The 25,972-nt window shown below is 60.7% G+C and carries 16 protein-coding genes and 2 pseudogenes; 16 read left to right on the forward strand and 2 right to left on the reverse strand.

The features are described 5' to 3' along the window. Nucleotides 1-36 precede the first annotated feature (36 nt). The 8 genes from AC0L18_RS05770 (at nt 37) to AC0L18_RS05805 (ending at nt 11,040) form a co-directional block, all read left to right on the forward strand. Nucleotides 37-1,215 carry a DUF3095 domain-containing protein gene (locus tag AC0L18_RS05770; protein WP_473491158.1) on the forward strand — a complete coding sequence of 393 codons (1,179 nt, stop codon included), beginning with the start codon at nt 37-39 and terminating at the stop codon, nt 1,213-1,215. Nucleotides 1,216-1,326: 111 nt separating this feature from the next. Next, nucleotides 1,327-2,670: a nucleotide sugar dehydrogenase gene (locus tag AC0L18_RS05775; protein WP_473491160.1), complete on the forward strand. Its 1,344-nt coding sequence runs from the start codon at nt 1,327-1,329 to the stop codon at nt 2,668-2,670. A 205-nt stretch (nt 2,671-2,875) separates the two neighbouring features. Beyond that, the gene (locus tag AC0L18_RS05780; protein WP_473490993.1) at nt 2,876-4,216 is read left to right on the forward strand and encodes an adenylate/guanylate cyclase domain-containing protein; all 1,341 of its coding nucleotides are present in this window, start codon (nt 2,876-2,878) and stop codon (nt 4,214-4,216) included. 165 nt (nt 4,217-4,381) lie between these two features. Beyond that, nucleotides 4,382-6,277: an ABC transporter ATP-binding protein gene (locus tag AC0L18_RS05785; RefSeq protein WP_473490994.1), complete on the forward strand. Its 1,896-nt coding sequence runs from the start codon at nt 4,382-4,384 to the stop codon at nt 6,275-6,277. Continuing rightward, nucleotides 6,274-8,172 carry an ABC transporter substrate-binding protein gene (locus AC0L18_RS05790; protein ID WP_473490995.1) on the forward strand — a complete coding sequence of 633 codons (1,899 nt, stop codon included), beginning with the start codon at nt 6,274-6,276 and terminating at the stop codon, nt 8,170-8,172. Before AC0L18_RS05785 ends, AC0L18_RS05790 begins: the two co-directional genes overlap by 4 nt. 2 nt (nt 8,173-8,174) lie before the next feature. Next, nucleotides 8,175-9,173 (forward strand): ABC transporter permease, encoded by a 999-nt coding sequence (locus tag AC0L18_RS05795; RefSeq protein ID WP_473490996.1) that lies wholly within the window; start codon nt 8,175-8,177, stop codon nt 9,171-9,173. Beyond that, nucleotides 9,170-10,351, forward strand: coding sequence for an ABC transporter permease (locus tag AC0L18_RS05800; protein WP_473490997.1), 1,182 nt, complete (start codon nt 9,170-9,172; stop codon nt 10,349-10,351). Before AC0L18_RS05795 ends, AC0L18_RS05800 begins: the two co-directional genes overlap by 4 nt. Before the next feature lie 209 nt (nt 10,352-10,560). Beyond that, nucleotides 10,561-11,040, forward strand: a complete 480-nt coding sequence (locus AC0L18_RS05805; RefSeq protein ID WP_128173712.1) for a class I SAM-dependent methyltransferase — start codon at nt 10,561-10,563, stop codon at nt 11,038-11,040. A 51-nt stretch (nt 11,041-11,091) separates the two neighbouring features. Here the strand turns inward: AC0L18_RS05805 and AC0L18_RS05810 are convergent, their stop codons facing one another. Next, the gene (locus AC0L18_RS05810) at nt 11,092-12,507 is read right to left on the reverse strand and encodes an adenylate/guanylate cyclase domain-containing protein (RefSeq protein ID WP_023797974.1); all 1,416 of its coding nucleotides are present in this window, start codon (nt 12,505-12,507) and stop codon (nt 11,092-11,094) included. A gap of 187 nt (nt 12,508-12,694) precedes the next feature. On the opposite strand from AC0L18_RS05810, the gene AC0L18_RS05815 reads away from it, so the two are divergent. The 5 genes from AC0L18_RS05815 to AC0L18_RS05835 all read left to right on the forward strand — a co-directional run bounded on the left by AC0L18_RS05815 (nt 12,695) and on the right by AC0L18_RS05835 (nt 19,893). Further along, nucleotides 12,695-13,519 (forward strand): hypothetical protein, encoded by an 825-nt coding sequence (locus AC0L18_RS05815; RefSeq protein ID WP_473490998.1) that lies wholly within the window; start codon nt 12,695-12,697, stop codon nt 13,517-13,519. Between the two features lie 74 nt (nt 13,520-13,593). Then, nucleotides 13,594-14,118, forward strand: a complete 525-nt coding sequence (locus tag AC0L18_RS05820) for a GNAT family N-acetyltransferase (RefSeq protein WP_473490999.1) — start codon at nt 13,594-13,596, stop codon at nt 14,116-14,118. Nucleotides 14,119-14,220: 102 nt separating this feature from the next. Next, nucleotides 14,221-15,606: a hypothetical protein gene (locus tag AC0L18_RS05825; protein WP_473491000.1), complete on the forward strand. Its 1,386-nt coding sequence runs from the start codon at nt 14,221-14,223 to the stop codon at nt 15,604-15,606. 287 nt (nt 15,607-15,893) lie between these two features. Continuing rightward, nucleotides 15,894-19,193: an ATP-binding protein gene (locus tag AC0L18_RS05830; RefSeq protein WP_473491162.1), complete on the forward strand. Its 3,300-nt coding sequence runs from the start codon at nt 15,894-15,896 to the stop codon at nt 19,191-19,193. Between the two features lie 19 nt (nt 19,194-19,212). Beyond that, the gene (locus AC0L18_RS05835) at nt 19,213-19,893 is read left to right on the forward strand and encodes a peroxiredoxin-like family protein (RefSeq protein ID WP_473491002.1); all 681 of its coding nucleotides are present in this window, start codon (nt 19,213-19,215) and stop codon (nt 19,891-19,893) included. A gap of 38 nt (nt 19,894-19,931) precedes the next feature. Here AC0L18_RS05835 and AC0L18_RS05840 read toward each other — a convergent pair whose 3' ends face one another. Beyond that, nucleotides 19,932-22,898 (reverse strand): trifunctional glycosyltransferase/class I SAM-dependent methyltransferase/polysaccharide deacetylase, encoded by a 2,967-nt coding sequence (locus AC0L18_RS05840; RefSeq protein ID WP_473491003.1) that lies wholly within the window; start codon nt 22,896-22,898, stop codon nt 19,932-19,934. 160 nt (nt 22,899-23,058) lie between these two features. Between AC0L18_RS05840 and AC0L18_RS05845 the strand changes: the two are divergent. From AC0L18_RS05845 to AC0L18_RS05855, 3 genes and pseudogenes are all read left to right on the forward strand, one after another. Beyond that, nucleotides 23,059-23,213: pseudogene (locus AC0L18_RS05845) on the forward strand (IS110 family transposase); the annotation flags it as partial. A gap of 600 nt (nt 23,214-23,813) precedes the next feature. Next, nucleotides 23,814-24,476 carry a hypothetical protein gene (locus tag AC0L18_RS05850; protein WP_473491005.1) on the forward strand — a complete coding sequence of 221 codons (663 nt, stop codon included), beginning with the start codon at nt 23,814-23,816 and terminating at the stop codon, nt 24,474-24,476. A 7-nt stretch (nt 24,477-24,483) separates the two neighbouring features. Then, nucleotides 24,484-25,972, forward strand: a pseudogene (locus tag AC0L18_RS05855) (OmpA family protein); the annotation flags it as partial.

The following is a 25,972-nucleotide window of genomic DNA, read 5'->3' on the forward strand; positions in this document are numbered from 1 at the left end:
TTTCGAAGCATGATCGACTCACTTTCAAGCAGTGGAATGTGGTATCTGATGCTCATGGAAACAGCTGCAGCGTCCGATCCGTTTGTCGCTTCTTTGCCGGTCTTCGCAAGGTTCGAAAGCGTTGCCGATATCGATAACTATCGGCCCCTCCCGGATGGCTGGGCGCTGGCCACCGCCGACATCGTCGGCTCGACCAAGGCGATCGACGCTGGGCGCTATAAAACCGTCAATATGGCCGGCGCCAGCGTTATCTCGGCGCTGCTCAATGCGCTGGGTCGGCGAGATCTTCCCTTTGTCTTCGGCGGCGACGGCGCGCTCGTGGCGTTTCCCGGCTCAGCGCTGGAGATCACCCGCAACGCGCTGGCCGCTGTCCAGAGATGGGTGGCGGACGAACTGGACCTGACCTTGCGTGCCGCAATCGTGCCGATAGAGGATATAAGAGCGCAAGGCCTCGACGTTCGCGTGGCGAGGTTCCGGGCCTCCGAAGCGGTCTTCTATGCCATGTTCGCGGGCGGTGGCGGCAGTTGGGCGGAAGCCGAGATGAAAGCGGGGCGCTACCGCGTCGATCCTGCGCCGGCCGGCACACGGCCGGATCTTACCGGCCTCTCCTGCCGCTGGAACCCGATCGACGCCCGGCATGGCGAAATCGTCTCGATCATAGCCATCCCGGGGCCGTCGCGCGACTTGCGCGGTTTTCAGTCTTTGGCTTCCGACATCATCGCCCTTGCCGGGGGGCAGGAACGCGATGGCCACCCGTTGCCGGTGAACGGTCCGGCCTACAGTTTTTCGCCCGCCGGCCTCGATATCGAGGCGCGGGCCATGGCGCCGGCAGGATGGCGGTGGCTGTCGAAGCTGTGGATATTGTTCCAGCTGACGCTTACGGCTGTCACCGATAGATATGGCTGGACGATCGCCAGCTTCGATCCGAAGATCTACAAACGCGACGTGGCCAGCAATTCGGATTTCCGGAAGTTCGACGACGGCTTGAAGATGACTATCGACGTTGACGCGGGCGTGTTGCTGCGGATCGAGAACCGGCTGAAACAGGCGGAAGAGGCGGGCATCTGCAACTATGGCCTGCACCGCCAGAAATCGGCCTTGATGACATGCCTCGTCGCCTCGCCACTGCAGCGCGATCACGTTCATTTCATCGATGGCGCCGCCGGCGGCTATGCGATGGCCGCCGCAAGCCTGAAGGCGAAGGTGCCGGTCTGACGACAGCTTGCGGAAATCGATTTTCCGCAATATGCCTCGGGGTTCTTGGGGAACCAGGTGAGCCTCGCCATGGGCGCGGACGGCCTGTCCGAATTGACGGAAAGCAGATTTTTGGACGCCTCACGATCGACATATGACCGTCTTCTGAACCTGATTTCGACGCGCGCCGCGCAAGTCGGCGTGATCGGGCTGGGCTATGTCGGGTTGCCGCTGGCAGTTGCGATCGCACGCGCCGGCTTCCCGGTTTCCGGCTTCGACATCGAAGCCCAGAAGGTCGAGAGCCTGAACAACGGCCAATCCTACATTGAGGCGGTGACGTCGACAGCCCTTGCCGGCCAGGTGGCGAGCGGACGGTTCCGCGGCACTGCGGATTTTGCCGAACTGGCCGTCTGCGATGTCATCATCATCTGCGTTCCGACACCGCTGACGAAAAACCGTGAGCCGGACCTCTCCTTTGTCAGGAACACGGCAGGCACCGTCGCGAAGCATCTGCGTCTCGGCCAGCTGATCGTGCTGGAATCGACCACCTATCCCGGCACCACCGACGACGTGATCAAGCCGATACTGGAAGAAACCGGCTTGCAGTCCAAGATAGACTTCTTCCTCGGTTTCTCGCCCGAACGCGAGGATCCCGGCAACCGCAGCTTTGAAGTCGCGACAATCCCCAAGGTCGTGGCAGGCGACGGCATTGAAGCGGCGATACTCGTGCAGGCTTTCTACCAGGGCGTGGTCAAGACCGTCGTTCCGGTTTCCACCACGGCGACCGCCGAGGCGGTCAAGCTGACGGAAAACATCTTCCGCTCGGTCAACATAGCCCTGGTCAACGAGTTGAAGGTCGTGCTCGGTGCGATGGGTATCGACATCTGGGAGGTGATCGAGGCGGCAAAGAGCAAGCCCTTCGGCTACATGCCTTTTTATCCTGGCCCCGGACTCGGCGGGCACTGCGTTCCGATCGATCCCTTCTACCTGACGTGGAAGGCGCGCGAATACGAAATGCCGACCCGCTTCATCGAGCTGGCGGCAGAGATCAACACGGCCATGCCGCGTCATGTGGTCGATGAACTGGCGAAGGCGCTGGACCAGCGCTGCGGCAAGGCGCTCAGCCGCTCGCGCATTCTCATCATCGGGCTCGCCTACAAGAAGAATGTGCCCGACATCCGCGAGAGCCCCTCATTGCGGCTCATTGAACTCATCGAGGAATGGGGCGGCAAGGCGGAATTTCACGATCCGCATGTTACCGAGATCCCGGCCACACGGGAGCATATGACGATCAAGGGGCGGCGCTCGGTCGAATTGACCGAGGCGGCATTGAAGGATTTCGATGCTGTCGTCATTGCAACCGACCACGACGCGATCGACTATCAGGCGATCGCTGATCACGCTCTTCTGATCATCGACACACGCAATGTTTTTGGCCGCCTCGGGCTGGCCCGAGAGACGGTGGTGAAGGCCTGACCGCGTCTGAGCCGGCGAGTTTTTTTGCCTGATGTCAGGATCGTGATTGCACTCCCCCGGCAGCCTCGCCACATAATGCCCCTCGCCGGTTTTTGCCCAAAGCCGGCTTCATTGACTTCGAGGGACTTATCCCTGGGGTCGTTAGCGGAGCGTGTTGGGGCGGATCAAAGGAGAATGGCTCGTCTTCGACGGGTCTCAAGACAGCATGAGCACAGCGCAAGCAGAAATTTCCAGCATTCTCATGGACAAGGTTGCCGATTGGCTGACCCAATCAGCGCTGGCGGGCGACGCCCTGGAAACATTGGTAAAGGGTTTTTGTGAACGGCTGGCTGCTGCCGGCCTGCCGCTGAAGCGGGTGCATTTGAGCTTTTCGATGCTTCATCCGCTTTATGACGCGCTTGGCTTCACCTGGCTTCGCGGCCAGGGCATGGAAGTGGAAGGCTTCCGCAAAGAGGACGGCGCTCATTCTGACAGATTCCTGACCAGCCCATACTACCATCTGCTCAGCAACAAGCTCGACCATCTGCGGCGCCGGCTCGACCCGTCGGTACCGTCGGAATTTCCTGTTTTCGATGACCTCAGGCTTATGGGCGTGACCGACTACATGGCATTCGTGCATCCCTTCAACGGCAATACCAGTCAGGGCATGCTCGGGTCCTGGTCGACCGACAGCGCTGCAGGCTTCAGCGACAGCATGATTTCAGCGCTGCTGCGCATCCAGAACCATCTCGCTATCGCAACGAAGATGGCGGTGCTCACCAAGCTGGCCGACAACATGATGACCACGTATCTCGGCGGCGATGCCGGCAGGCGCGTGCTGGACGGCCAGATCAAGCGCGGCGAGGGCGACACAATCCGGGCCGCACTGGTCATGGCCGATATGCGCGGCTCGACAAGGCTTGCCGAAACTTCCGGCCGCGAAATCTACATCGATACGCTGAACCAGTTCTTCGATGCCATTGCTGCACCTTTCAATCGCAGAGGCGGGCAGATCATGAGTTTCCTGGGGGATGGCTTCATTGCCGTCTTCCCTTGCGAAAGGCACCGCTCGCAGTCCGAGATCGCCTGCCAGGCTGCTCTTGCGGCAGCGCACAAGGCCACGGCGCGCATGAAAGATCTCAATCTGCGCAGAAAGGAGCAGGGATTGGGCGACATAAACTTTGGCATCGGCCTGCATGTCGGCAATGTGATGTTCGGCAATGTCGGACTTACGGACCGGCTCACATTCTCTGTCTTCGGCTCGGCTGTAAACGAGGTCCAGCGCCTCCAGACCCTGACCAAGAAATATCCGCACAGCGTTCTCGCCAGCAAAGACTTCGCCAGCTATTGCGGCGCCAACAGCTGGCTGACGCTCGGCAACGAGGAACTGGCGGGCGTCAAACAGAAGCTGACGGTGCTTTCACCCGATCTGTCGGGTGCTCTCGCACTCGATGAAGACGGTGCGCTGGAGCCGATTCACGACCGAATATCCGACGCCGAGCAGGTCATGCTGCTTCATCGCGATGCAGCGCGGCTGTCGGCGACCGACCGGAGGAAGCTCCAGTAACCGCCACGATCTGATCCGAACGCCTTTGGTGCGCAGTCCGGTCGCCGGTTCCGCCAGGGAACTGGCGACCGATTTCGAATCCAAGTTGCTCTGCGCTGCCAATGCGTTAGTCTCGCTTTCTGGGCCCGCCGCCCGGCGGGCTGCCAGAGTGGGGCTGGTGTGAGAATGAATTCGGGTGTTGATCTGCTGCGGATCGAGGATGTTGGCATCTCTTTTGCCATTATCGGCGGACCGTTGCATGCCGTCAGACGTGCAAATCTTCGCGTCTTGCCCGGCAAGGTCACTGCGCTTGTAGGCGAGTCCGGTTCCGGAAAATCGGTTCTCAGCCAGGCAGTGATGGGCATTTTGCCGAACACAGCCCATGTTCGCGGCCGTATCCTGTTTTCCGATCCTGAAAAGCCCGGCACGACGCAGGATATCCTGCAGATGCCGCGTGACGGACCCGAAATCCGGGCGTTGAGAGGCAGCCGCATCGGCAAGATCTTTCAGGAGCCGATGACATCACTGTCGCCGCTGCACACGGTCGGCAATCAGGTCAGCGAATCCCTGCAGATTCATACGCCCATGGCGCGGGCGGAGCGCAAGGCGCGGGCCGAGGAAATGCTCGACCTTGTCGGCTTTCCCAACGCCAAGCGCGCCTATGACATGTATCCGTTTGAACTTTCGGGAGGATTGCGTCAACGCGCCATGATCGCCATGGCGCTTATCTGCCGGCCCGCCCTGTTGATCGCCGACGAGCCGACAACGGCGTTGGACGTCACCATCCAGGCGCAAATCCTGCAATTGCTGCGCGGGCTTCAGGCCAAGCTGAACATGGCGATGCTGCTGATCACGCACGACCTCGGCGTGGTCGCCAATGTCGCCGACGAGGTGGTGGTCATGTACCATGGCGAGATCATGGAAGCGGGACCTGTCGAGGCGATATTCCGCCGGCCAGGCCACCCTTACCTGAAGGGCCTGATGGCAGCCGTTCCGCATTTCGACCTGAAGCCTGGCGAAAGGCTAAAGGCGCTCCGCGAGGTGCCGGTGAATGTCGGGAACCTGCTCGGCAAGCAGACGGCGCCGGCATCGAAGGGGCCGGACGACATCCTGCTGTCGGTCAGGGATCTGACAAAGACCTTCACCATCCGCAAGTCCGGATGGTTCGGCGGAGATCATCAAACCTCTGTTCGCGCCGTCGACGGCGTGAGCTTCGATATCAGGCGGGGTGAGTGTCTGGGTCTTGTCGGCGAAAGCGGCTCCGGCAAAACCACCGTCAGCAAAGTCCTCATGCGGGCTGTCACACCAAGCGGCGGCTCTGTGATCTTCAACGGCAGCGATGGTCCGATCGACGTCCTGGAAGCCGAGGGAGACGCCCTGCGCATGCTGCGCGCGAAAATCCAGATGGTCTTCCAGGACCCGGTTTCGTCGCTTTCACCTCGCATGACGGTGGAGAACATCTTGAGCGAGCCGCTGGAAATCCATCAACGTGGCAATGCCGCGTCCCGACTCGTCACGGTCAAGAGCCTGATGCAGGCAATCGGGCTCGATCCGCGCTTCATAAAGCGTTATCCGCACAGTTTCTCCGGCGGGCAGCGTCAGCGTATCGGCATCGCGCGCGCGTTGGCGCTGGGGCCTGAACTCCTGATCTGCGACGAGCCGGTTTCGGCACTCGATGTCTCCGTCCAGGCGCAGATCCTGAACCTTCTGAAGGACCTGCAGAAGGAACTGGGCCTGACCTACCTGTTCATATCCCACAACCTGGCGGTGGTGGACTACATGGCAGACCGCATCGCGGTGATGTGCGGCGGCCGTATCGTCGAGCTCGCGCCGCGCGAAATTCTGCTTAGGAAACCGGTCCACCCCTACACGCGCTCACTGGTCGCCGCAGTACCTTTCCCCGATCTCGACAGGCCGATGGACTTCAAAACGCTGAAGCTCGACGGCGCTTCCGACACCAGCGCATGGGGACCGCAATTCCGCGACGAGAGCGACAAGGATATGCTGTCGCCGCTCGACCTTGGCGGCGGCCACCTCGTGCTGGCCCGGCGTACGGCCGATGTCAGCGAGTTACGCCATTGATCAGCCGGCGCACCGTCCTTGGACTTATGGCTTCGGCATTTCTGCCGGGCACGTCGCGCGCCGGCGATCTGGAGCCGGAATTTCTTCAGCCGCAGCTGAAGGCCAAGGCGCTGCCGGCACTCGCCGAACGCTTGCCCAAGAGCCCGCGCGCGTTGAACCTCGCCGCGATGGGCCGGCAGCCCGGCCAGTATGGCGGCACGCTGCGCACGATCATCGGCAGCCAGAAAGATATTCGGATGATGACGATCTACGGGTATGCTCGCCTGGTCGGCTATGACGAAAAGCTCAACTTGCAAGCCGACATTCTCGAAAGTTTCGACGTAGCGGATGATCGCGTCTTCACTTTCAAGATTCGGGAAGGCCATAAATGGTCTGACGGTAGCCTGCTGACGCCGGAGGATTTTCGCTATTGCTGGGAAGATGTCTGGCTGAACGATGAGCTTTCGCAAGGCGGGCTTGCCCCTGCCCTGCTGGCGAACGCCAAGCCGCCACGCTTCGAGATCGTCGATCCGTCGACGGTCCGCTATAGTTGGGATGCGCCCAATCCCGACTTCCTGCCCAAGCTTGCTGCTGCTTCGCCGCTATCGCTGGTTCTGCCGGCCACCTATCTCAAGCAGTTCCACAAGAAATACCAGGATCCATTTCGGCTCGCCGGCCTGATGAAGGAGAACCGGGCCAAGAAATGGACGCTCCTGCATATCCGCATGTCGCGGCAGTATCGCCCGGAGAACCCGGAACTGCCGACGCTCGATCCATGGCGGAACCGGACCAAGCCCCCGGCCGAGCAATTCGTCTTCGAGCGCAACCCGTTCTTTCATCGAGTAGACGAGAATGGCCGGCAAATGCCCTATGTTGACCGGATTGTCATGAATGTCAGCTCGCCGGCGATCATTTCCGCCAAGACCGGTGCGGGCGAGAGCGACCTGCAAAGCATGGGAATTGACTTCACCGACTACTCCTTCCTGAAGGATGCGGAGAAGCGCTACCCGGTGAAGATGCATCTCTGGAAACGCACACAGGGTTCGCGGCTGGCGCTGCTGCCCAATCTGAATTGTGCCGACCAGGTGTGGCGTGGCCTTCTTCGTGACGTTCGCGTGCGCCGCGCCCTTTCGCTCGCTGTGGATAGGCGCGAGATCAATTTGGCCGTGTTCTACGGACTGGGGCAGGAAAGTGCCGATACGGTCCTGCCGGAGAGCCCGCTCTACCGGCCGGAATTCGCGAAAGCCTGGGTCGCCCATGATCCCGACCAGGCCAATGCCCTGCTCGACGAGGCCGGGCTTCAGACGCGTGACGATGAAGGCATGCGGATACTTCCCGATGGACGCCCTGCGCAGATCATAGTGGAAACGGCCGGCGAAAGCACGCTGGAAACCGACGCGCTCGAACTCATCACCGATCACTGGCGCAAGATCGGGATCGCCCTGTTCATCCGGACTTCGCAGCGCGATATCTTCCGCAGCCGCGCGCTTGGCGGCCAGATCATGATGTCGATGTGGTCGGGAATCGACAATGGCGTGCCGACCGCCGACATGAACCCGTACCAGTTGGCCCCAACTATGGACGACCAGCTGCAATGGCCGCTCTGGGGTGCTCACCACTTGTCTCATGGCAAGGTCGGTGAGGCGCCCGATCTTCCGCCTGTGGTCGAGCTGATGGCTTTGCTCAAGCGCTGGAAGGCATCGACCGAAGCCACGGAGCGTGCCGAAATCTGGAATTCAATGCTGTCGATCTACACCGATCAGGTGTTTTCGATCGGCACCGTGAACGGAACGCATCAGCCGGTTCTGGTGTCCTCGCGGCTGCGCAATCTGCCTGACAAGGCACTCTACGGCTACGACCCGACCGCCTATTTCGGCGTCTACATGCCGGATACATTCTGGCTTGGAGAGTCCTGAGCGTGCTTCGATATTTTGTCTGGCGCATTGCCGTGATGGTTCCAACGCTGCTGGTCATATCGGCACTGGTGTTCACGATCATCGAACTTCCCCCTGGCGACTATTTCGACAGCTATGTTGCCGAGCTTCGGGCTCAGGGCGAAGCGGTGGATTCCGATCGCATCGAGATGATGCGCAAGGACTATGGTTTCGACCAGCCACCGGTCATTCGCTACGTCTACTGGGTCGGCGGGATGCTGCGCGGCGATTTTGGCTATTCCTTCGAATATGAGCTGCCGGTCCGCGACGTCGTCGGGGACCGAATGTGGCTGACCGTGCTGGTTTCCTTCGTCACGATCATCTTTACCTGGCTCATCGCCTTTCCGATCGGCATGTACTCCGCCACGCATCAATACAGCTGGGGCGACTACGGCCTGACTCTCTTCGGCCTTCTCGGCCTTGCCATTCCGAACTTCATGCTGGCGCTGATCCTGATGTATTTCGCCAACATCTGGTTCGGCACATCCATCGGCCATCTCATGGACCAGCAATATCTCGGCGAGCCGATGAGCTGGGCCAAGGCGAAGTCGATCCTCGCCCATCTCTGGATTCCGGTCTTGATCATCGGCACCGGGGGCACGGCAAGCATGATCCGGCGGCTGCGCGCCAATCTCCTCGACGAGCTACACAAGCAATATGTCGTGACCGCGCGCGCCAAGGGACTTCATCCGTTCAAGGCGCTGGTCAAATATCCGCTGCGCATGGCGCTCAATTTCTTCATTTCCGACATCGGCTCTATCCTGCCGGCCATCATCTCCGGCGCCGAAATCACGGCGATCGTGCTGTCTTTGGAAACGACCGGACCGATGCTGATCAAGGCGCTGCAAAGCCAGGACATGTACCTGGCAGGGTCGTTCCTCATGTTCCTCGCCTTCCTGACGGTCATCGGTGTCCTGATTTCCGACCTGGCGCTGGCGCTGCTTGATCCAAGAATTCGTTTGCAGGGCGGTAGCACCAAATGAGCACGCATTCGCCGCTGCCCGCTCCGGGTGCTCCGCTGCAACACTACGTTTCCACCGCGCCCTTTGACCTGGAGTCGGTCGAGGCGATGACGCCGGAGCAGTCGAAGGTCTTTCAGGCGTCGCAGTTGCGGCTGATGTGGTGGAAATTCCGGGAGCACCGGCTTGCCGTTATTTCAGGCATATTCCTGGCAGCGCTTTATTTCGGAATACTGATCTGCGAGTTCCTGGCCCCCTACAATCTGCACACGCGCAACATGGACTACATCTATTCGCCGCCGCAGCGGGTGCACCTGTTCCACAACGGCCAGTTCGTCGGGCCGTTCGTTTATGGCCGCCAGATGACGCTGGATATGGACACGCTCAAACGGAACTACATCGAGAATCAAGATGATGTTCAGCGGATCCGTTTCTTCTGCAAGGGCGACAGTTATCGGTTCTGGGGCCTGATCGAAGGTGACAGGCATTTTGTCTGCCCTGCCGAAAACGGCCAGCTCTTTCTGGCCGGCACTGACAGGCTAGGGCGCGACGTGCTCTCGCGCATCATCTATGGCGCACGCATTTCACTGACAATCGGCCTCGTCGGCATCAGTTTCAGCTTCCTGCTCGGCATCGTCATCGGCGGACTGGCCGGCTATCACGGCGGTATATTCGACCTGATCGTTCAACGGATAATCGAAGTTCTGCAGTCAATCCCCAGCATTCCGCTATGGCTGGCTCTGGCGGCGATCATGCCGATAACCTGGAGTCCGGTCCTGATCTATTTCGGCATCACCGTCATCCTCGGGCTACTCGACTGGACCGGATTGGCGCGGGCCGTGCGTTCGAAGCTTCTAGCGTTGCGCGAGGAGGATTACGTTCTGGCCGCGCAATTGATGGGCGCCAGAAGCAGCCGCATCATCGGGCGGCATCTCATTCCCGGCTTCATGTCGCATCTGATCGCGACGGCGACGATCTCCATACCCGGCATGATCCTGGGCGAGACGGCGCTGAGCTTCCTCGGGCTCGGCCTGAGGGCGCCGATAACCAGCTGGGGCATCCTGCTCACGGAGGCGCGCAGCGTCAGCGTCATCGCGTTCTATCCATGGCTGCTTTTGCCGATGCTCCCCGTCATTCTCGTCATCCTGGCGTTCAACTTCCTCGGCGACGGCCTGCGGGACGCCGCAGATCCCTACAAGTGAGATCGCTATTCCGCCGCGCGCCGGGCCACCCGCTCCACCCGGTATGATCCTGTCGGCAGCCTGTTCGGTTATTGCAGGGTTCATCGTTCGCCTCTATACGTGCCGGGACGCGATCGGCGGTTAACATGTCGCCCTCGGGTTTCACCCGTGAACCGCTCTGGTCGCGGGCATTGCTGATCTCTTGAGCTGGTTTCAGGACACACACGCATATGACTCGCCTTGAGAATTTCATCAGCAGGATGACCGCACAGCGCGACATTCTCGATCAGGTTTGCCCCGAGGTGGCGAAGATGGAAGGGCCGGTGCTCGAGCTCGGCCTCGGCAACGGCCGGACGTACCACCATCTGCGCGAGCGCCTGCCCGGACGCCGGATCGTGGTGTTCGACCGTGAACTTAGCGCACACGCCAGCTCAATTCCCGACGCTGAAGACTTCGTGCTCGGCGAAATACGCGAGACGGCGAAGAGGTTCATTGGCATCGACGCGGCTCTCGTTCATGCTGACATCGGCACCGGCTATGACGATCGCGACGCAGTGACCTCTACCTGGCTTCCCGATCTGATCGCGCGCCTGCTTCGCGTCGGCGGCTTCGCGGTCAGCGGCACGCCCCTCGAGCACCCGCTGTTGCAACGCCTCCAGCCGCCGCCTTCGGTGCCCGCCGATCGTTATTTTGTCTGCAGGCGCGTGTGAGGGGCCGAGACGGCCCAAACATTTGGCGGCCAAATCTTCGGGGCCAAATCTTCAGGGGATCATAAATACTGCTATCTCCCGCTCGATGCCGCGCAGCGAGACCTCGTGGGGCACGGGCGTCAGCGCGTTCCTGTTCAACAGATCGGCGGTGAGATTGTCGCCGACCACGGCACGAGTGGCGAAGATCGCCTGTGCATTGGCAAGGTTCTGGACCCGCGAAGCAATGTTGACCGTCTGGCCGAAATAGTCCTGTCGCTCGTTCATGGACACGGCGATGCACGGGCCGGCATGGACTCCGATCTTGAGCAGCAGATCCTCGCGCCCGCTCTTGTCGTTGAGCTCACGCATGGCATCGCGCATCCTGAGGGCCGCAGCAATCGCACGATCAGGCGTCGCGAAGGTCGCCATCACCGCATCACCGATCGTCTTGACCACCGCGCCTGCCTCCGCCGCAACGATCTCGTGCAGAACCTGGAAATGCACGCGCACGAGATCGAAGGCCGAAAGATCGCCCACCCGCTCGTAAAGCTCGGTCGATCCGCGCAGGTCGGTGAACAGGAAGGTCAGGCTGGTGATTTTCAGGCGCTGGTCGATGTCGAGCGTATCCGTGCGATAGAGATCGCGGAACGTCTGGTTGGTGAGCAGGCGCTTGGCGGTCAGGAAGGGCCGGCGTTTACCCAGGAGACCATGCAATTCCTGGCCGGCGATGAAGACTGTCGGCAGCACGCGTGTGTCGGTCCTGTTCTCCAGCGAAATGCGCAACGGGCCGGGTTGCATCTCCAGCGTCTGGTTCTGGACATGGTCGCGGTCGAAGACCAAAGAGAGGCTTCGGCGCTCTTTTGTTGGTTCGCCCTTCACGTCGATGAACTGTGCTGAATGGGTGACCGGCTCGAAGACGATGACGAATTCAGACGGAAGCTGGATGGGCAGAACCGCCTTTTCGCCGGGGGCAAGCTCGATATCCTCCAGCGAGAACGCTTCGATCTTTTTCGCGAAATCCTCTTCCGGCAGATCGACGCCGGACGCCCAGTAGATCTGCCGGTAATATTCCAGCAAGGGCAGTTCGTGTGGATTGTGGGCGGCAATCCTGCGCACGCGGGGACTGACGGTGAATGTCACCTCGACCATCTCGTCGAGGGTCGGCGAATAGCCCTCGGAGCACAGCGCGCAGGTGTATTCGTCCTTCTGCAGGGTTTTCAGCGTGGCGTTTGTGTCGAGCACGCCGCCACAGCCGGGGCATAGAACATTCCAGGAAATGTCGAAGATGCCTACCCGCGCCGCATGGAGAAAGGCGCTTATGGCGCGTTCCTCGTCGAGGCCATGCTTGCTGGCGAAGGCTGGCGCATTGATGCGGCAAAGTTCGCGGTCCTTGCCCTCCGCGATGGTTCGCTTGATCGCGTCGATTGCCTGCGGATCGACACCGGTCGATTGCCGCAGAAGCGAGAACAGATCCTGAGCTTCGTTCATCGTGCAGGCTCCGGAAAATGCGCCCCCGGAGGCGTCTTTGGTCCCAGTACTCCATCTTACTTCGAAACGCATCCTACGGCCAATCGAATAGATGGGCATGGTGACAGTTCAATTTCCATTCGGCGGATTTTCACTGGCCGCAAGCGGCACTAGGATGGCGGGGCATTCATCTTTGGGGTCTTCTCCCATGCCGACATCCAACAACCCGCCATTTCCCGCGGCCCTGCGCCTTTTCTCCGTGGTGGTCATCATCGTCCTGATCGTCGGCGCCGGCCTGTTTTTCGCGCCTGTGCTGGTCAAGCCGCGCTGGCCTTGGGCCGTCACGCCGTTCAATGCCCGCTTCCTCGGCGGCTTCTACACCGCCGAAATGGTCGTGATGGCGGCGCTGCTGGTCTGGAATCGCTGGTCACCCGGCCGGCTCGTGCTCGTCCTGGCCTTCATCTTCACCGTCATCGTGTCGGTGGCTTCGTTCATCAATCTCGGCTATTTCAACTTCGAACGCAAAGCGCCCTGGCTCTGGTTTTTGGTCTATCTCGCTTCGGTCGCGGTATCCGGGCTGTTCCTGTGGCGGGCCAGGGCCCGTCCTTCAGCAAAAGGCGTGACCTTAAATCCGGCATGGCGCGGCTACATGCCGGTGGAATCGGCGATGCTTGGGCTCTATGGCCTAGGCCTGTTGCTGTTTCCCCTGACATTCGGCAGCATCTGGCCATGGCCGATCGATGCCTTCCACGCTCAGGTCTACAGCGCCATCTTCCTGGCCGGTGCGGGCGGTATATATCTCGTCTGCAAAAGCGCGCCGCGCGAGGAACTGCTGGTGCTCGGCCTGGCGCAGTTTCTCACTGGCCTGCTTGCCATCCTTGGCCTCGTTATCACCGACGCTGCGGTGCACCGGATCGACTGGACAGCGACCGGAACATTGTGCTGGCTCGCCCTTTTCGGCTGGATCGGCATCAGCGGCGTCTTCAAACTCTACGCCGCCTCCCGGTATTTTAGCTCGCAACCGGCATCATAGGTTGCAGAGACGGCTGGATTTTCAGGTGACGTCCGGTGCATCGTGGCGGGCCGATTGCCTTCGCCGGGAAAGCCATGACCAGCATGACCTCGCCATCCCCAAAGAAAATCCAGCCGCAGCTCCGGTCCGTCCGGCCAAGCGATGCGGAGGCGCTTTGCGCTATCTTCAACATGCCGGGCTTCCGCAGGGGCACGCTCAGGATGCCCTTCGAGATGGTGGAGCAGGTGGAACGGCGCATCGCCAAGTCCGGCCAGGAAACCACCTGGATCGTTGCCGAGTTGGACGGCAAGGTCGTCGGCCATGGCAGCCTGGTCGTGCAGGGTTCGCCGCGCCGTTCGCATATCGGCGAGATCAATATCGGGCTTGACGATGCCTTTGTCGGCAAGGGTATCGGCTCTGCCATACTTGGCGCGCTGCTTGACGTGGCCGACAACTGGCGCGCCCTGAAGCGGGTCGAATTGACCGTCTATGCCGACAACGAACCGGCCATCCGTCTCTACACAAGACATGGCTTCAAGGTCGAAGGCCGACATGTGAAGGCCGGTTTTACCGACGGCCAGTACCATGACCTCCTGAGCATGGCCCGGCTGCGGTTCTGAGATCCGCTATTTGGCCTGTCAATTTCGTCTCACACCATTTGGTCGCATCCAGCAAGTCTGGTCTCCCTTGGCGTTTGCACGGCAAGCGGCTAGACGGGACCAATGACCGCCGTCTTTGACCCATCCCCTACGCCTCCGGCGGAAATTCTGGCAGTGCTGTCGCTGCTCTGCCCGGAAGTCGTGCGCGACATCGAGCAGAACTGGAATGCACCGGTTTCCGATTACGCCCGCCATCTGTGGCGGCCAGTGGCAAGGCCTGCATCGGGCCCGGCGATCGCTGCCCGCTCGATCCTGCGCGAAGTCCTGCATCAGCGCCTTGGTGTGATCATGCAGCCTGAAGAGATCGGCAAGGTCCTCGACGAGTTCGAGTCCAGACCGGTGATTCAGTCCGGCCTGCACTGCCTGCTTCTGATGGACCGGATCACCTTCGATGCCCTCCTGCTTGCCTGGCTCGGCGCGGTCGAAAACGGGCTGTCGGCCTTCTTCAGCTTCATGGGAACGACGATGACCATGGAGACAATTGGCCGGGAGGGGCCGGGATGGCTCGATGTCGGTGACGACAAGGTCAACCTGTTTGGCATGGGGCGCCACAAACTGTGCCGCAAAAGCGCCTGCGTGGCCGGTCCCGTCACCCTCAACAAGCGCGCGCTCGAAGCGGTGGGCGACGAAACGGATGCCAGCCGCTGGCTGGGCACACTGCTTGCCAGCCAGCAGAAGGTGTTTGGAACCGCCGCCGATGCGCTGACGGCCCTCAACGAGGATCTGGTCGCCGATTGGGATCGTTCCGGCATGGCACAGCCGATTTTCATCGATGATCGGCTCGCCGCGGCTGCCATGGCGCGTCATCTGGAAAATGACGGCAGCCTTGTTTCCAGGCTGCTCCTTGAGCCCGCAAGGCGCCAGCGTCTCGAACGTGCCTTGCAAGCAGCCGCATCGAGCCCATTTGGCAGGTTCCTGCCCAATGCCACGGCCTATTTCTGGGGTATCCGCGAGGAGCGCGTGCGCAAGCTCGTCCTCGATAACGGGCACCTGATCGAGCCTGGCAGGCCGCATGGTCTTTCCATCCCGTTCGAGCGACCGCATCTCAGGCAGGCGCTGCTGGACGGCATGCTGCTGCCGAACTTGTTCCTGATGTTCCTGGTCCTTGCCATATTGCCGCGCGTGCGGGTTGTGGGCGGCCTGAGACAGATTGGTTATGTAGCGCTTTTCCACTCGATCCTGCTGGCTGCGCTAGATGAAAACGCGCCGGAAGAGCGCGATCTGGCTGCGGAGTTGCAGGTTCGGGAAAATGCCTGGGGCATGCGGGTCATCGACGAAAAGATCTCGGTCCGCGAGCAGCTTGCCGGCCTGCCGGAAGGGGCGGTCTTCCCGGACCTGCTCCGGCAATACCGTTTGCGGACGTTTGCCGAGGCGACCGACGACCTGAAGCTGGTTCGCGAAAACGCCCGATGGCGCAAGATCGGCCAGGCAGAGATCAAGGCGAACTGAGCCTACTTCAGGTTGATTTTCCGGTGCGCAACCGCAAGCGACGGCGATCTATCGGTGAGCCTCTGGCGTCTGATCCGGCCGCTTCCTTGACGCTGATGCCTTTCGGGATTTCGACGACGGCTTCCGCCTCGATCGGCAGCGCTATGCCACCGGACCCACACGGATCGCTCGATGCCAATTTGCGCTGCCGCTTGCTGGTCGACGGCTATCGGTTCATTCTTGTGAACCTTGGCCGTGAAGTGCGTAGCGAGATCACGCCGTCACGGCCCCTAGTGAGGTCTTGTTCGATGGACTGCTCGGGCTGCGGTTTCGAGGTTGAGGGCGGTTACGCTTTCTGTCCGAGGTGTGGCAGGCGCCAGCCCGTGCCATGCGCCAGTTGCGGCTACCGCTGCGCACCTGATTTCGAGTTCTGTCCGAAATGTGGGGCAAGCGTCGGGGCGCCCGCAAAAGCCGTCGAACGGCCTGCTCCGACGCCAAGCCGGACCATTGTGCAGCCTTCTCGAAATCCGTCGCTGCTTCCGAACATCGAAAGCGAAGATGGGCTGTATCCCGTCTCTGACGCCGATCGCCGGACGGTAACGGTCCTGTTCGCCGACCTTTGCGGCTTCACGACACTCAGCGAGCAGCTCGACCCCGAGGTCATGCAAGCGCTGCAGAACGAACTGTTCAAGGAATTGACGGCGGCCGTGCGAAACTTTGGTGGTTTCGTCGACAAATTCATCGGCGATGCACTGCTCGCTTTGTTCGGTGCGCCAGTCGCGCATGAGGACGATCCGGAACGTGCGCTTCGCGCCGCTCTCGACATGATCGCCCGGACGGCGCGGCTCGGCGAAAGCACCCGCCACTCCGGCCCGCCTCTGTCACTCCATATCGGCATAAACACTGGTCCGGTCGTCACTGGCGGATTTGGCGTCGGCACGGCCAAATCCTATTCGGTGACCGGCGATACAGTGAATACGGCGCAACGCCTGCAATCGCTGGCCGCACCGGGTGAGGTGCTGGTAGGCGAGCTCACTCACAGGCTGACCCGGCATGCCTTCTCTTACGAGTCGCTGGGTGATGTCGTGCTTCGCGGCAAGGCTGGCAGTGTGCTCGTCCATCGGCTGGATGCACCGCTTGCGGCGCCGCGTGCAGCACGTGGGCTCGAGGTGCTCGGCCTCAGTGCGCCGATGATAGGTCGTGGTGCCGAGCTCAATAGAATGCTGGCCAGCCTTGACCAGGCGTGCGGCGGCTCGGCCCAACTTGTCCGCCTCGTCGGAGAAGCCGGTATCGGGAAATCGCGGCTGGTGAAGGAGTTCGTCGCCCGCGTCGGCGACGAGGATCGTTTTCGCAACGTCGCCGTGCGGCTGGCCACGTGCTCACCGCTGGGCGAACAATCATTTGGCGCCTTGGGCGCAGTGGTGCGCAGCGCTGCCGGGATGATGCAGAACGACAATGGGGACGAAATGCGGGGGAAGCTCGCAGGCTTGCTTGCGAATCTCGGCCTGGAGGGCGAGGAGGCGAAGCGGCTGATGCCTTTGCTCTACCATGTGCTCGGCCTTGGCGACCCCGATGCCACCTTGCAGCATGTCGAGCCCGAGCAGCTGCGGCGGCAAATTCTCTACGCAGTCCGCACAATCATCGAACGGCGGCTTGCGTTGTCGCCGCTGTTGATTGTCGTCGAAGACCTGCACTGGGCCGACGCCGTGTCGCTCGAGGCACTACGTTTCGTGATGGACAGGTTGGAACGGACGCGCTTGATGTTGCTGGTCACGCATCGTCCGGCGCCGGACAACGACCAGCTCGGCTCAAGCCGGGTCAGTCACACAGCGCTCAGGCTTTCGCCGCTCAACAATGATGAAGGTCGCAGCCTGCTGGCGGCGCTTTTCGGCGAAAGCTGGGTAAACTCCGCAGGAGGGCTTCTCGACCAGATCCTCGAGCGCGCGGGTGGCAACCCCCTCTTTGTAGAGGAGATCGTCCGCGGCCTTATCGATCGCGGCGTACTGATGCGCGAGGGCCAGCGATGGCGGACTGCGGCAGGCGAAGTCGCAACCGGCATTCCCGCCACTATCCAGGCGATGTTGCTTGCTCGCGTCGACCGGCTGCCCCAAGAGGTGCGCCGGTTGGCCCAGGAAGCCGCGGTCATCGGCCCGCGCTTCGATGCCACAGTTCTGAAAGCCGTGACGTCCGACCCCGGCCGGCTGGAAGCCGGCTGCGAACTGCTTTGCGATGCGGAAATCATCGAGGAAGTTGCCGGATCAGGCTCGGTCTCGTCGCAAAGCTACCGCTTTACGCAAACATTGCTGCAGGATGTGATCTACCAGAACTTGCTCCTGCAACGCCGGACCGACATCCACGGGCGGGTCGGTGCTGCCTTGGAGCAATTGTGCGGCGACAAGCCGGAACGGCTCGAGGATTTGACCGTGCTCGGTCATCATTTCGCACAGAGCGCCGAGCGGGAGAGAGGCGCGCATTACCTGCAGGCGGCGGGCGATCGCGCTCGCATGATATACGCCAACGACGACGCACTTCGTTTCTACGAGCGAGCACTGACTGCGTTGAGCGCGATCGGGCAAACACCGCTCAAACTGGAAATTGCAGAGCGCATTGCCGATTTGAGCGGGCCGATGGGCCGCCGCGAGATCGCGCACCGCCACTACGAAACGGTGTTGCAGGCATACCGCGAGTCAGCCAATCGTGTCGCGTCGGCGCGCGTTTTGCGAAAGATGGGTCGGCTGCTCTGGGACGTCGGCAAGCGGGACAACGCAGAATCCCGCTATGCTGAAGCGGCAGCGCTCCTCGATGGAGCGGATGCCCCGATCGAGCAGGCGCATCTCTGGCAAGAACGTGGCCGACAGGCGTTCCGTAGCGGAGATCACGCTCTCGCGGCAAAATGGGCAGACGCGGCGCTGGATTGCGTACGCTCTCTGACGACGGAGCATGTCTCCGAGGTAGGGTGTGATGCCACCCTTGTGACCGCCGAGGCACTTAATACCAAGGCTGTCGCGCTGGCTCGCCTTGGGCGAAACCGTGAAGCCGTGCGTCAGGTTGAGCGTAGCATTGAATTGGCCGAAGCCGCCGGTCTGCTGGGCGCGGCCTGCCGCGGTTACACCAATCTGGGCGTGCTTTACACGACCATCGATCCCGCACAGGCGATGGAGGTCTGTCGGCGCGGTCTTGAAGTGGCGCGCCATATTGGTGATTTGGGTTTCCAGGCGCGCCTCCTCGCCAATCTGGCGGTCGCTTGTTGTACTTTCACGGATCGCTGTCCAACGGAGGGCGTGCCTGCTGCCGAGAAGGCCATCGAGATCGACCGGGCGCTCGACCAGCGCGAGCACCTGCCGGTGCCGTTGATCGTGCTTGGGCAGATCCACCAGTGCAACGGCCATCCGGAACTAGCGGTTGGCTTGTTCCACGAAGCACTGGACGTAGCCCGCGAAACGGGCGAACCCCAACTGCTGTTTCCGTGCTATGATGGTCTCGCAACGCTCAATCTCGACCTCGACAATCTGGCCGAGGCCGAACGCTACTTTTCCTTGGCGCAGGGTATATGCGCCCAGCACGGGCTCGACCCGGAAGCGCTTGTGGTGCTGCCTTTTCTCGATTAACCGGGGTCGGAGGTTGGAAATGTCCGCGCGTAGCGACTTGGTACCGCTTCGACCGGGCGACCGTGCGCCGAACGTGGTACTCGACGCCATTACCCAGGAAGGCAAGATCGCGCTTGACGACTTTCGCGGACAAAAGCCGGTGCTGGTCGGCCTGTTTCGAGGTCTGCATTGTGCGTTTTGCCGGCGCCATATCGCCGCCCAGGCGCGGCTTGATCCGGAGCTGCGCGAAAAGGGCGTGGAGAGCCTGACGGTGGTCAACACGCCGATCGAACGGGCGCGTCTCTATTTCCGCTACCACCCGATGCCGAATCTGCTTGCGGCCTCCGACCCTGAACGCGCATCACATCGTGCTTTTGGACTGCCCAATCTCGAATTCACCGAAAACGAGACGAACTGGCCGTACAAGGTCTCGATGGCAGCGGCAAAGGATATGCGGGTCGACATACCAGGCGAGTTGCCTGGTCCTATGGATCCTATTGCGGCCAGCGAACTCCTCAACAAGAGGGACCATTACGAACTGACCGAAGCCGACGAGCAGATGATCGCAACCGGACACGGACAACTGGTCGGTCAGTTCCTGCTGGACCGGCAGGGGATCGTCCGCTGGAGCTTCACCGAGATTCCAGAGGGTGGGCGATACATGTTTGGGGCGCCAAACCCGCAGGAGCTGATGTCAGCCGTTTCCCAAGTCGCCCAATAGACTAGCGAACGAGGTAAACAGGCGGGACACTGACAAGTTCACCGCTCTTCGAGCACCGCCTCGACCCTGGCAACAAAGTCATCGAGTGAGCGATCCCCGCGAATTTCGAAGCGCGGAAGGTCGATGGGATCGCAATCGAGGTCCGCCGGCCCGTGTCTGCCGCCGAAGCCGATCCGATAGCCGCACTCCTTGGCCAGCCGGCCAAGCCGTCGGTCGGTGACAGAGAAGGGTGCCGCGAACGCCGTGGTTGGCCGACCGGTCCACCGTTCGATGAACATGCGAGAGCGCAGGAGCTCGGCGGCCAGGTCAGAACTCGACAGACCATCGATGGCGCGATGCGTCGCCAGATGGCTTCCGAAGAACGCACCTTCGGCGGCGAGACGTCGCACCGTGCCGGCGTCCATAAGCGGCGTCGGCGGGCCGCTGTCGGCGTCCCACAGTGCACTTTCCCCCACCAGGTCCGTCACCAGGAACACTTCCGCGGTCAGGTCGTTGGCCCGCAAGATCGGCCAGGCATGGTCGGCAAAGTTCTGGAAGCCGTCGTCGAAGGTGATGAGCACTGGGCGGCCGGCGACAGGTTGACGGTTGGCGATGAACCGTTCCAGCTGCTCGGACATGATGGCGTGAAAGCCATTGGCGCGCAGCCATGCCATCTGGCCATGGAATGCGGCGGGCGCGAGCCGAAAACGGGCGAGCGCGGCCGGACCTTCGTCGGCGACGCTGTGATACATGAGGACAGGGATACGCTGCCGCCGCTCGCTACGCGCAACGTCGCGGCGCAGGGCCCGCGCCCCGCCCCAGACGATATTTCGCGCGACCCCGATTTCGAGGCGCGCGCGGATTGGCGCATGATCAATCATCGGTTCCGTCGCCGCCTCGTCCGGTGACTGGCGGCGGAAGCGGTCTACGCGATAGAGCTCGGTCTGGATCGATTGATCGAGGACGAGACCTTCGGTCCCTGCCAGCGTCTCTGAGATCGCTTGTGCACCGAATGTGTTCCAGTCGAAGCCGGTCCTTTCAACATTGTCACGTAAGACGAATGCGTGTGCGTTGATGAAACTGCCGCCAGGCGCCAATGCCTCAACGATTTTTTTGGCGAAGCGCCGCAGCTCGGCGAGATCATCCAGATAGTAGAGCACTTCCGAACAGACGATCAGGTCCATCTCACCAGGCAGCGTGTCCGCGCAAAAGTCCAATACGCCGAACTCGACATTCGGCTGATCGCTGCATCGCGCGCGCGCTCGCCCGATAGCTACGGCGGAGATGTCGGTTGCGGTCAAATGGCTTACTCGCGGCGCCAGCTGCCGCGTGAAGTGCCCCTCCGCGCAGGCCAGCTCAAGCGCTCGTCCGATCGGGCCGGCAGGCAGAATTTCGAGCTGCCGCTCATATTTTTCCTGCTCATAGGAGGAACCGTAGTTCCAGGGATCCTCGGTCGCGAAATAGCCATTCCAGAACGACGTGCGATCCATGTCGTGCCTGGGCCGTGCGCGGCGCGGCGCCGCAGGAAGCGCCGCAGCTTCGGCGCTCGACCGAACCAGCCTCCGCGCTTCCGCGGCCAACCGCGCGAGTTTGCCAAAGTGGCTGTCCGGATCGGGTCCGCGTTCAGCTGTGGCTGACAATGCCTCGGCTGCGAGCGTGTTTGACGTGTCGGCGCCGGCGGCCTGTTGCGGTACAGGCGATCGTCTCGCAAACCTTGCCGCACTGTCTACAAGCCGCTCAGCGGCCACGACATTCTGGATCAATTCAATCCAATGGCGCCTTGTCACTTTCCCGAGTACGCCGAACTGCACGACAGCCTCGATCTGGCTATCCATCATCAGATAGGCATAAATTTGATCGATTCCTTCCGGAACTTCGATCGAGGTCGGATTTCGAATATCGACGCGAATTCCAAGCGTCCGCGCCAGCCGGCGCGGCGCGGCAAGATCGTCGAAGTCGAGAAGCATTTCCTCAAGGTGATACTGGACGCGGCGACCCGCGACGGGATCGTCCCAGACCTTGCCGAGTTCGGTGATCAACTCGGTGAGGGAGCCGCCGAACCTGTCCCATCTGGCGGCCAATTGCGCTGGCACCGATAGGCTTTCTACCATAAGGCCATCGAAGGCCACCTTGGCGATCTCACGCGCCCACTTACGTCCTGCCGGGAGCGCGCGCAGGGTCTGCGGGCTGATCGAGCGGCGGCCGCTGCCGCAATCCGACGCGGCGTTCCACAACGCGAACCACGCGAGTGCTTCGGAAGCGGTGCGGCCGTTCGTTTCGATCGCACCATTGGCGTGAGCCGATGCTGGCTTTTTGACCCTGGGATCAGGAGAAAAGCCGCGGGCGATCACGATTTCCGCATCGGCCAGCATCTGTGTCGAATTGCGGGTGAGCGAGTTGGGACTGGTCCGATAGAAAGCGAGCGGTTCGTCGACCATCACCCAACGTTTGCCTAGACGTGCCAGACGCTGCCACAGATCCCAGTCCTCGCAGGTGCGCAACGAAACATCGAAGCCGCCCAACTCGACAATTGTCTTCCGGTCGACGAGCAGCGCGTGAGTGCGGATGGGGCAACGGCGCGCGAATGTTTCGAAGGGCTGGATCGCAACCTCCGTCGGGATGCTCGACGGGGTGAGTTCGCCATCGGGCATCACGCGCCGGGAACCGCAATAGGCGGTGACCGCATCGGGCGCGGCTTCAAGTGCGGCCAGCATTTTCGCAAGGAAGCCGGCGTCCACCCAATCGTCCGCATCCAGGAACATGAGCCAGCGTCCGCGCGCTGTCGAAATCCCGCTATTGCGCGCGCCGGCGGCGCTATACGCAGAAGCGCTCAACGTCCGAAACCGGGCATCGCGCTCCACATAGCCGGCGATGATCGCGGCGGTAGCGTCCGTGGAGACGTCGTCGACGACGATCGCCTCCCAATCCACTATTTCCTGATCGACAAGGCAATCGAGTGCGCGCGGCAGCGTTACCTCCGCGTTGTGCGCAGGAACCACGATTGAAACCAAGGGATTATGCGCCACGCCGTCTTACCCGCGCCTGATTCGAAGGCAGAACAAGAGTCCCGAAACATAGCCGGCGATTTCCTGCCAAAGGAAAAGGTCCTCAGCGACACTGCGTCCAAACAGTCTCCTGCGAACGCTTCCGAGCCGCCGCGACGCCGCCATTTGGCTGCAGAGCGAGCTTGCTCCTGTCGTGCTACCGATGTTGGAAGCCGGGCGCAGCATTCGCATCCGTGCCGCCGAGCTTGGGCGCCAGCTGTCGCAGAGGGACGTCAAGGCCAAGCGTGCCGCATACTCATGTCGTCGATCCCCGGAGTCGGCGCCATGACCACGAGCTGCGGTCCCTGGCATCGTGCAATAGCTATGGCAACCTGACGTCTTTTGCAATCGGGACGCAATAGATGCAAGCCCACTGAAGCGTTGGTGTGAATGACTGCAGTGATTGGGACTATTGCTCCCCTGCTATCGATCGAAACGCCTCGATTCCGAGGTGCATTCTCGAACAGCCATTCTCCGTGCGAAACAAGACCTTCCTTCTACCGTTGGGCCCGCACCGGAAGCTGATCGTCGCAGTATACAGCCGGGTGCGAGACAGTATGTGCACCGCCAGACCGGCTACTTTAGATACTTCTAATGAATATGCGCTACTTAATTGAGTTCCCAGTAGCTATAGATTGACATTGTATTACTCATTTCTATAGTAGATTGCGTCAAATGGTCGATTAGATTAGCCGGTTGTGCCTGCTATCACGAAGAGATGTGCGAGCGACGTAACTCGGAACCCGTTCATTTGCCGCTAGTCAAGAGATGTAAAAGGGACCCACGAATTGGCTTAAGGCAAGAAGATTCCGGCTTGCGAGCCGGCTATTTTGCTGACATGTTTGGGCGTTTTTGAGTTTTGCACTGTGGCAGGTGTTCAAATGAAGGGGCATAAGGATGGCTAAGGAATCTTCGAGTACCGCTTCAGCAAGTAAAGCGGACGAAAATCTGATAGGTAATGCAGATGGAAACGGGCTGGCCTTCATGGGGGTCCAGGCCCGAGAGGCCGGCGTCTCCGGCGACGCTGTAGGTGTCGACAAGATACGTGATCTGCTGTTCGGCAACCAGATGCAGGACTACGACCGCCGTTTTTCCAAGCTTGAAGAACGGTTCTTGCAGCGCTTCAAGGATGTCGAATCCGAGGCCAAGCGCAATCTTGAAATGTACGAGTCAAATGCAAAAAAGCAGGTCGAATCGCTCGCGGCGCAATTGCGGAACGAAAAAGATGCACGAGCCGAGGCCGACAAGGAGATTGACCGGAATCTTCGCGAGCAAAATCAGGCGCTTGAAAAGCAGGTGCGCGCGTTGTCGGATCAATTGAGCGAGCTTGAGCGCGAAGTCGCGGACCGGATAAATCGAAGCGATCAATTGCTGCGTGAGGAAATCAAGCAAAAGAATGAAAGCATTCAGATGCTGATTGAGAAAATGTTTTCCGATCTCAGCAACGTCAAGACCGACCGAAATCTTTTGGCCGGCCTGTTTGTCGAGGTTGCAAAATGTCTAAATCAGGATCCCGTCGGCAGCAAGCACAACTCGGAACGCAACTGGAAAGTGAGTTGATCGGAACTTGACGTCGACCGTCGACCCAATCAGCCTTCCTCAAAGAGCAGCTTCGAACGATCCAGAGATTGATCGCGAGGCTCTGGCTAATCTTTTGGTCGAAATTGCCCGGAACGTCGATCCGGACTATCGTGCGCGTCTCTACGGAGTTCCAACCGCCGATCCTCGCATGGAGACGCTGCGCCAGTTGCTGGTCGGCCGCGAAATTTCGGAGCTTTCACGAGTTGCGCACCTGCTCGACGAACCTGAGCAGCTTGCGGCTGCAGTGGGGGGTGTTCTCCCCAGTGCAGCCGCACGTGCGCCTCATGCGCAACTCGGCGAGGCCCTTGCGCCAGCTGTCGAGAGGGCCGTGCAGCGGTCCATCCAGAAGAGCCCGCGCACGCTTACGGATATATTATACCCGGTGTTTCTGCCGGCAATTCGCAAGTCGATCGGGGAAAAGATCGATCAGACCTTTCAGTCGCTGAATGAAACTTTAAGACATATATTTACCTGGCACGGGCTGAAGTGGAGATTTGAAGCTTGGAGAACGGGTGCAAGCTTCTCAGAAGTTGTTCTTAAGCATTCTCTTGTCTACCGTGTAGAGCATGTCTTTCTTATCAACCGCAATTCCGGGATTTTGATCGCGCATGTAACTGCCGATAACGCAACGAGCGAAGATCCTCAACTCATTTCTTCGATGCTTAGTGCAATTCAAGATTTTGTGAAGGACTCATTTAACGAGAAAGAACAGAGCGGCCTGGACACTATCCGTTTCGGGGAGCTTCGGCTCTGGTCGGAAGTTGGACCGTTTGCGACCTTGGTCGCGGTGATCCGGGGAAATCCGCCAGAGGAATTACATGAAATCGTTCGCGATGTGTTGTTTCGCATCCATGATGAATACTCCCAGGCTTTAGAGCAGTTTGACGGCGACAGTTCGCAGTTGGTCGGCATAGAGACGCAGTTGCAATCCTGCGTTGAACTGAAGCAGGAGGACTCAAACCAGGGATTTCCGTGGCTGGTGGTGGCTGCAGTCCTGCTGGTTTTGATTCCAGCAGGCGGTTGGTTCTTTCTTTCCTGGCAATCCGGGCAACGCTGGCAGGCCTATGTGTCGCGGCTGAGTACCCAGCCGGGCATCATCGTTGCCGAACAAAAGATGCGCGATGGCCAATTCTATATTGCCGGCCTGAGAGACCCGCTTGCCGCCGACCCGCAGTCGCTGCTGTCCGGAACGCAGGTCGATCCCGCCCGCGTTCATTCACAGTGGCAATTCTATCAGAGCCTTGATCCGGAATTCGTGCTGAAGCGGCTAACGGCGTCGCTGACCCCGCCGAAATCGGTTCGGCTTTCGATCGTCGAGGATCGCATCGTTGCCGAGGGTGAGGCTCCTGACACCTGGATAGATCGGGCACGCGCAGCGGCCCGACAGCTTTCGGCAGGCGGACCGGTATTCGACATCTCCAAGGTTCGTGATGTGAGCCCCGAAGCACGCGCGGCGGAGCACTGGCAGGCCTATG

The sequence above is a fragment of the Mesorhizobium sp. WSM4819 genome (assembly GCF_055811215.1).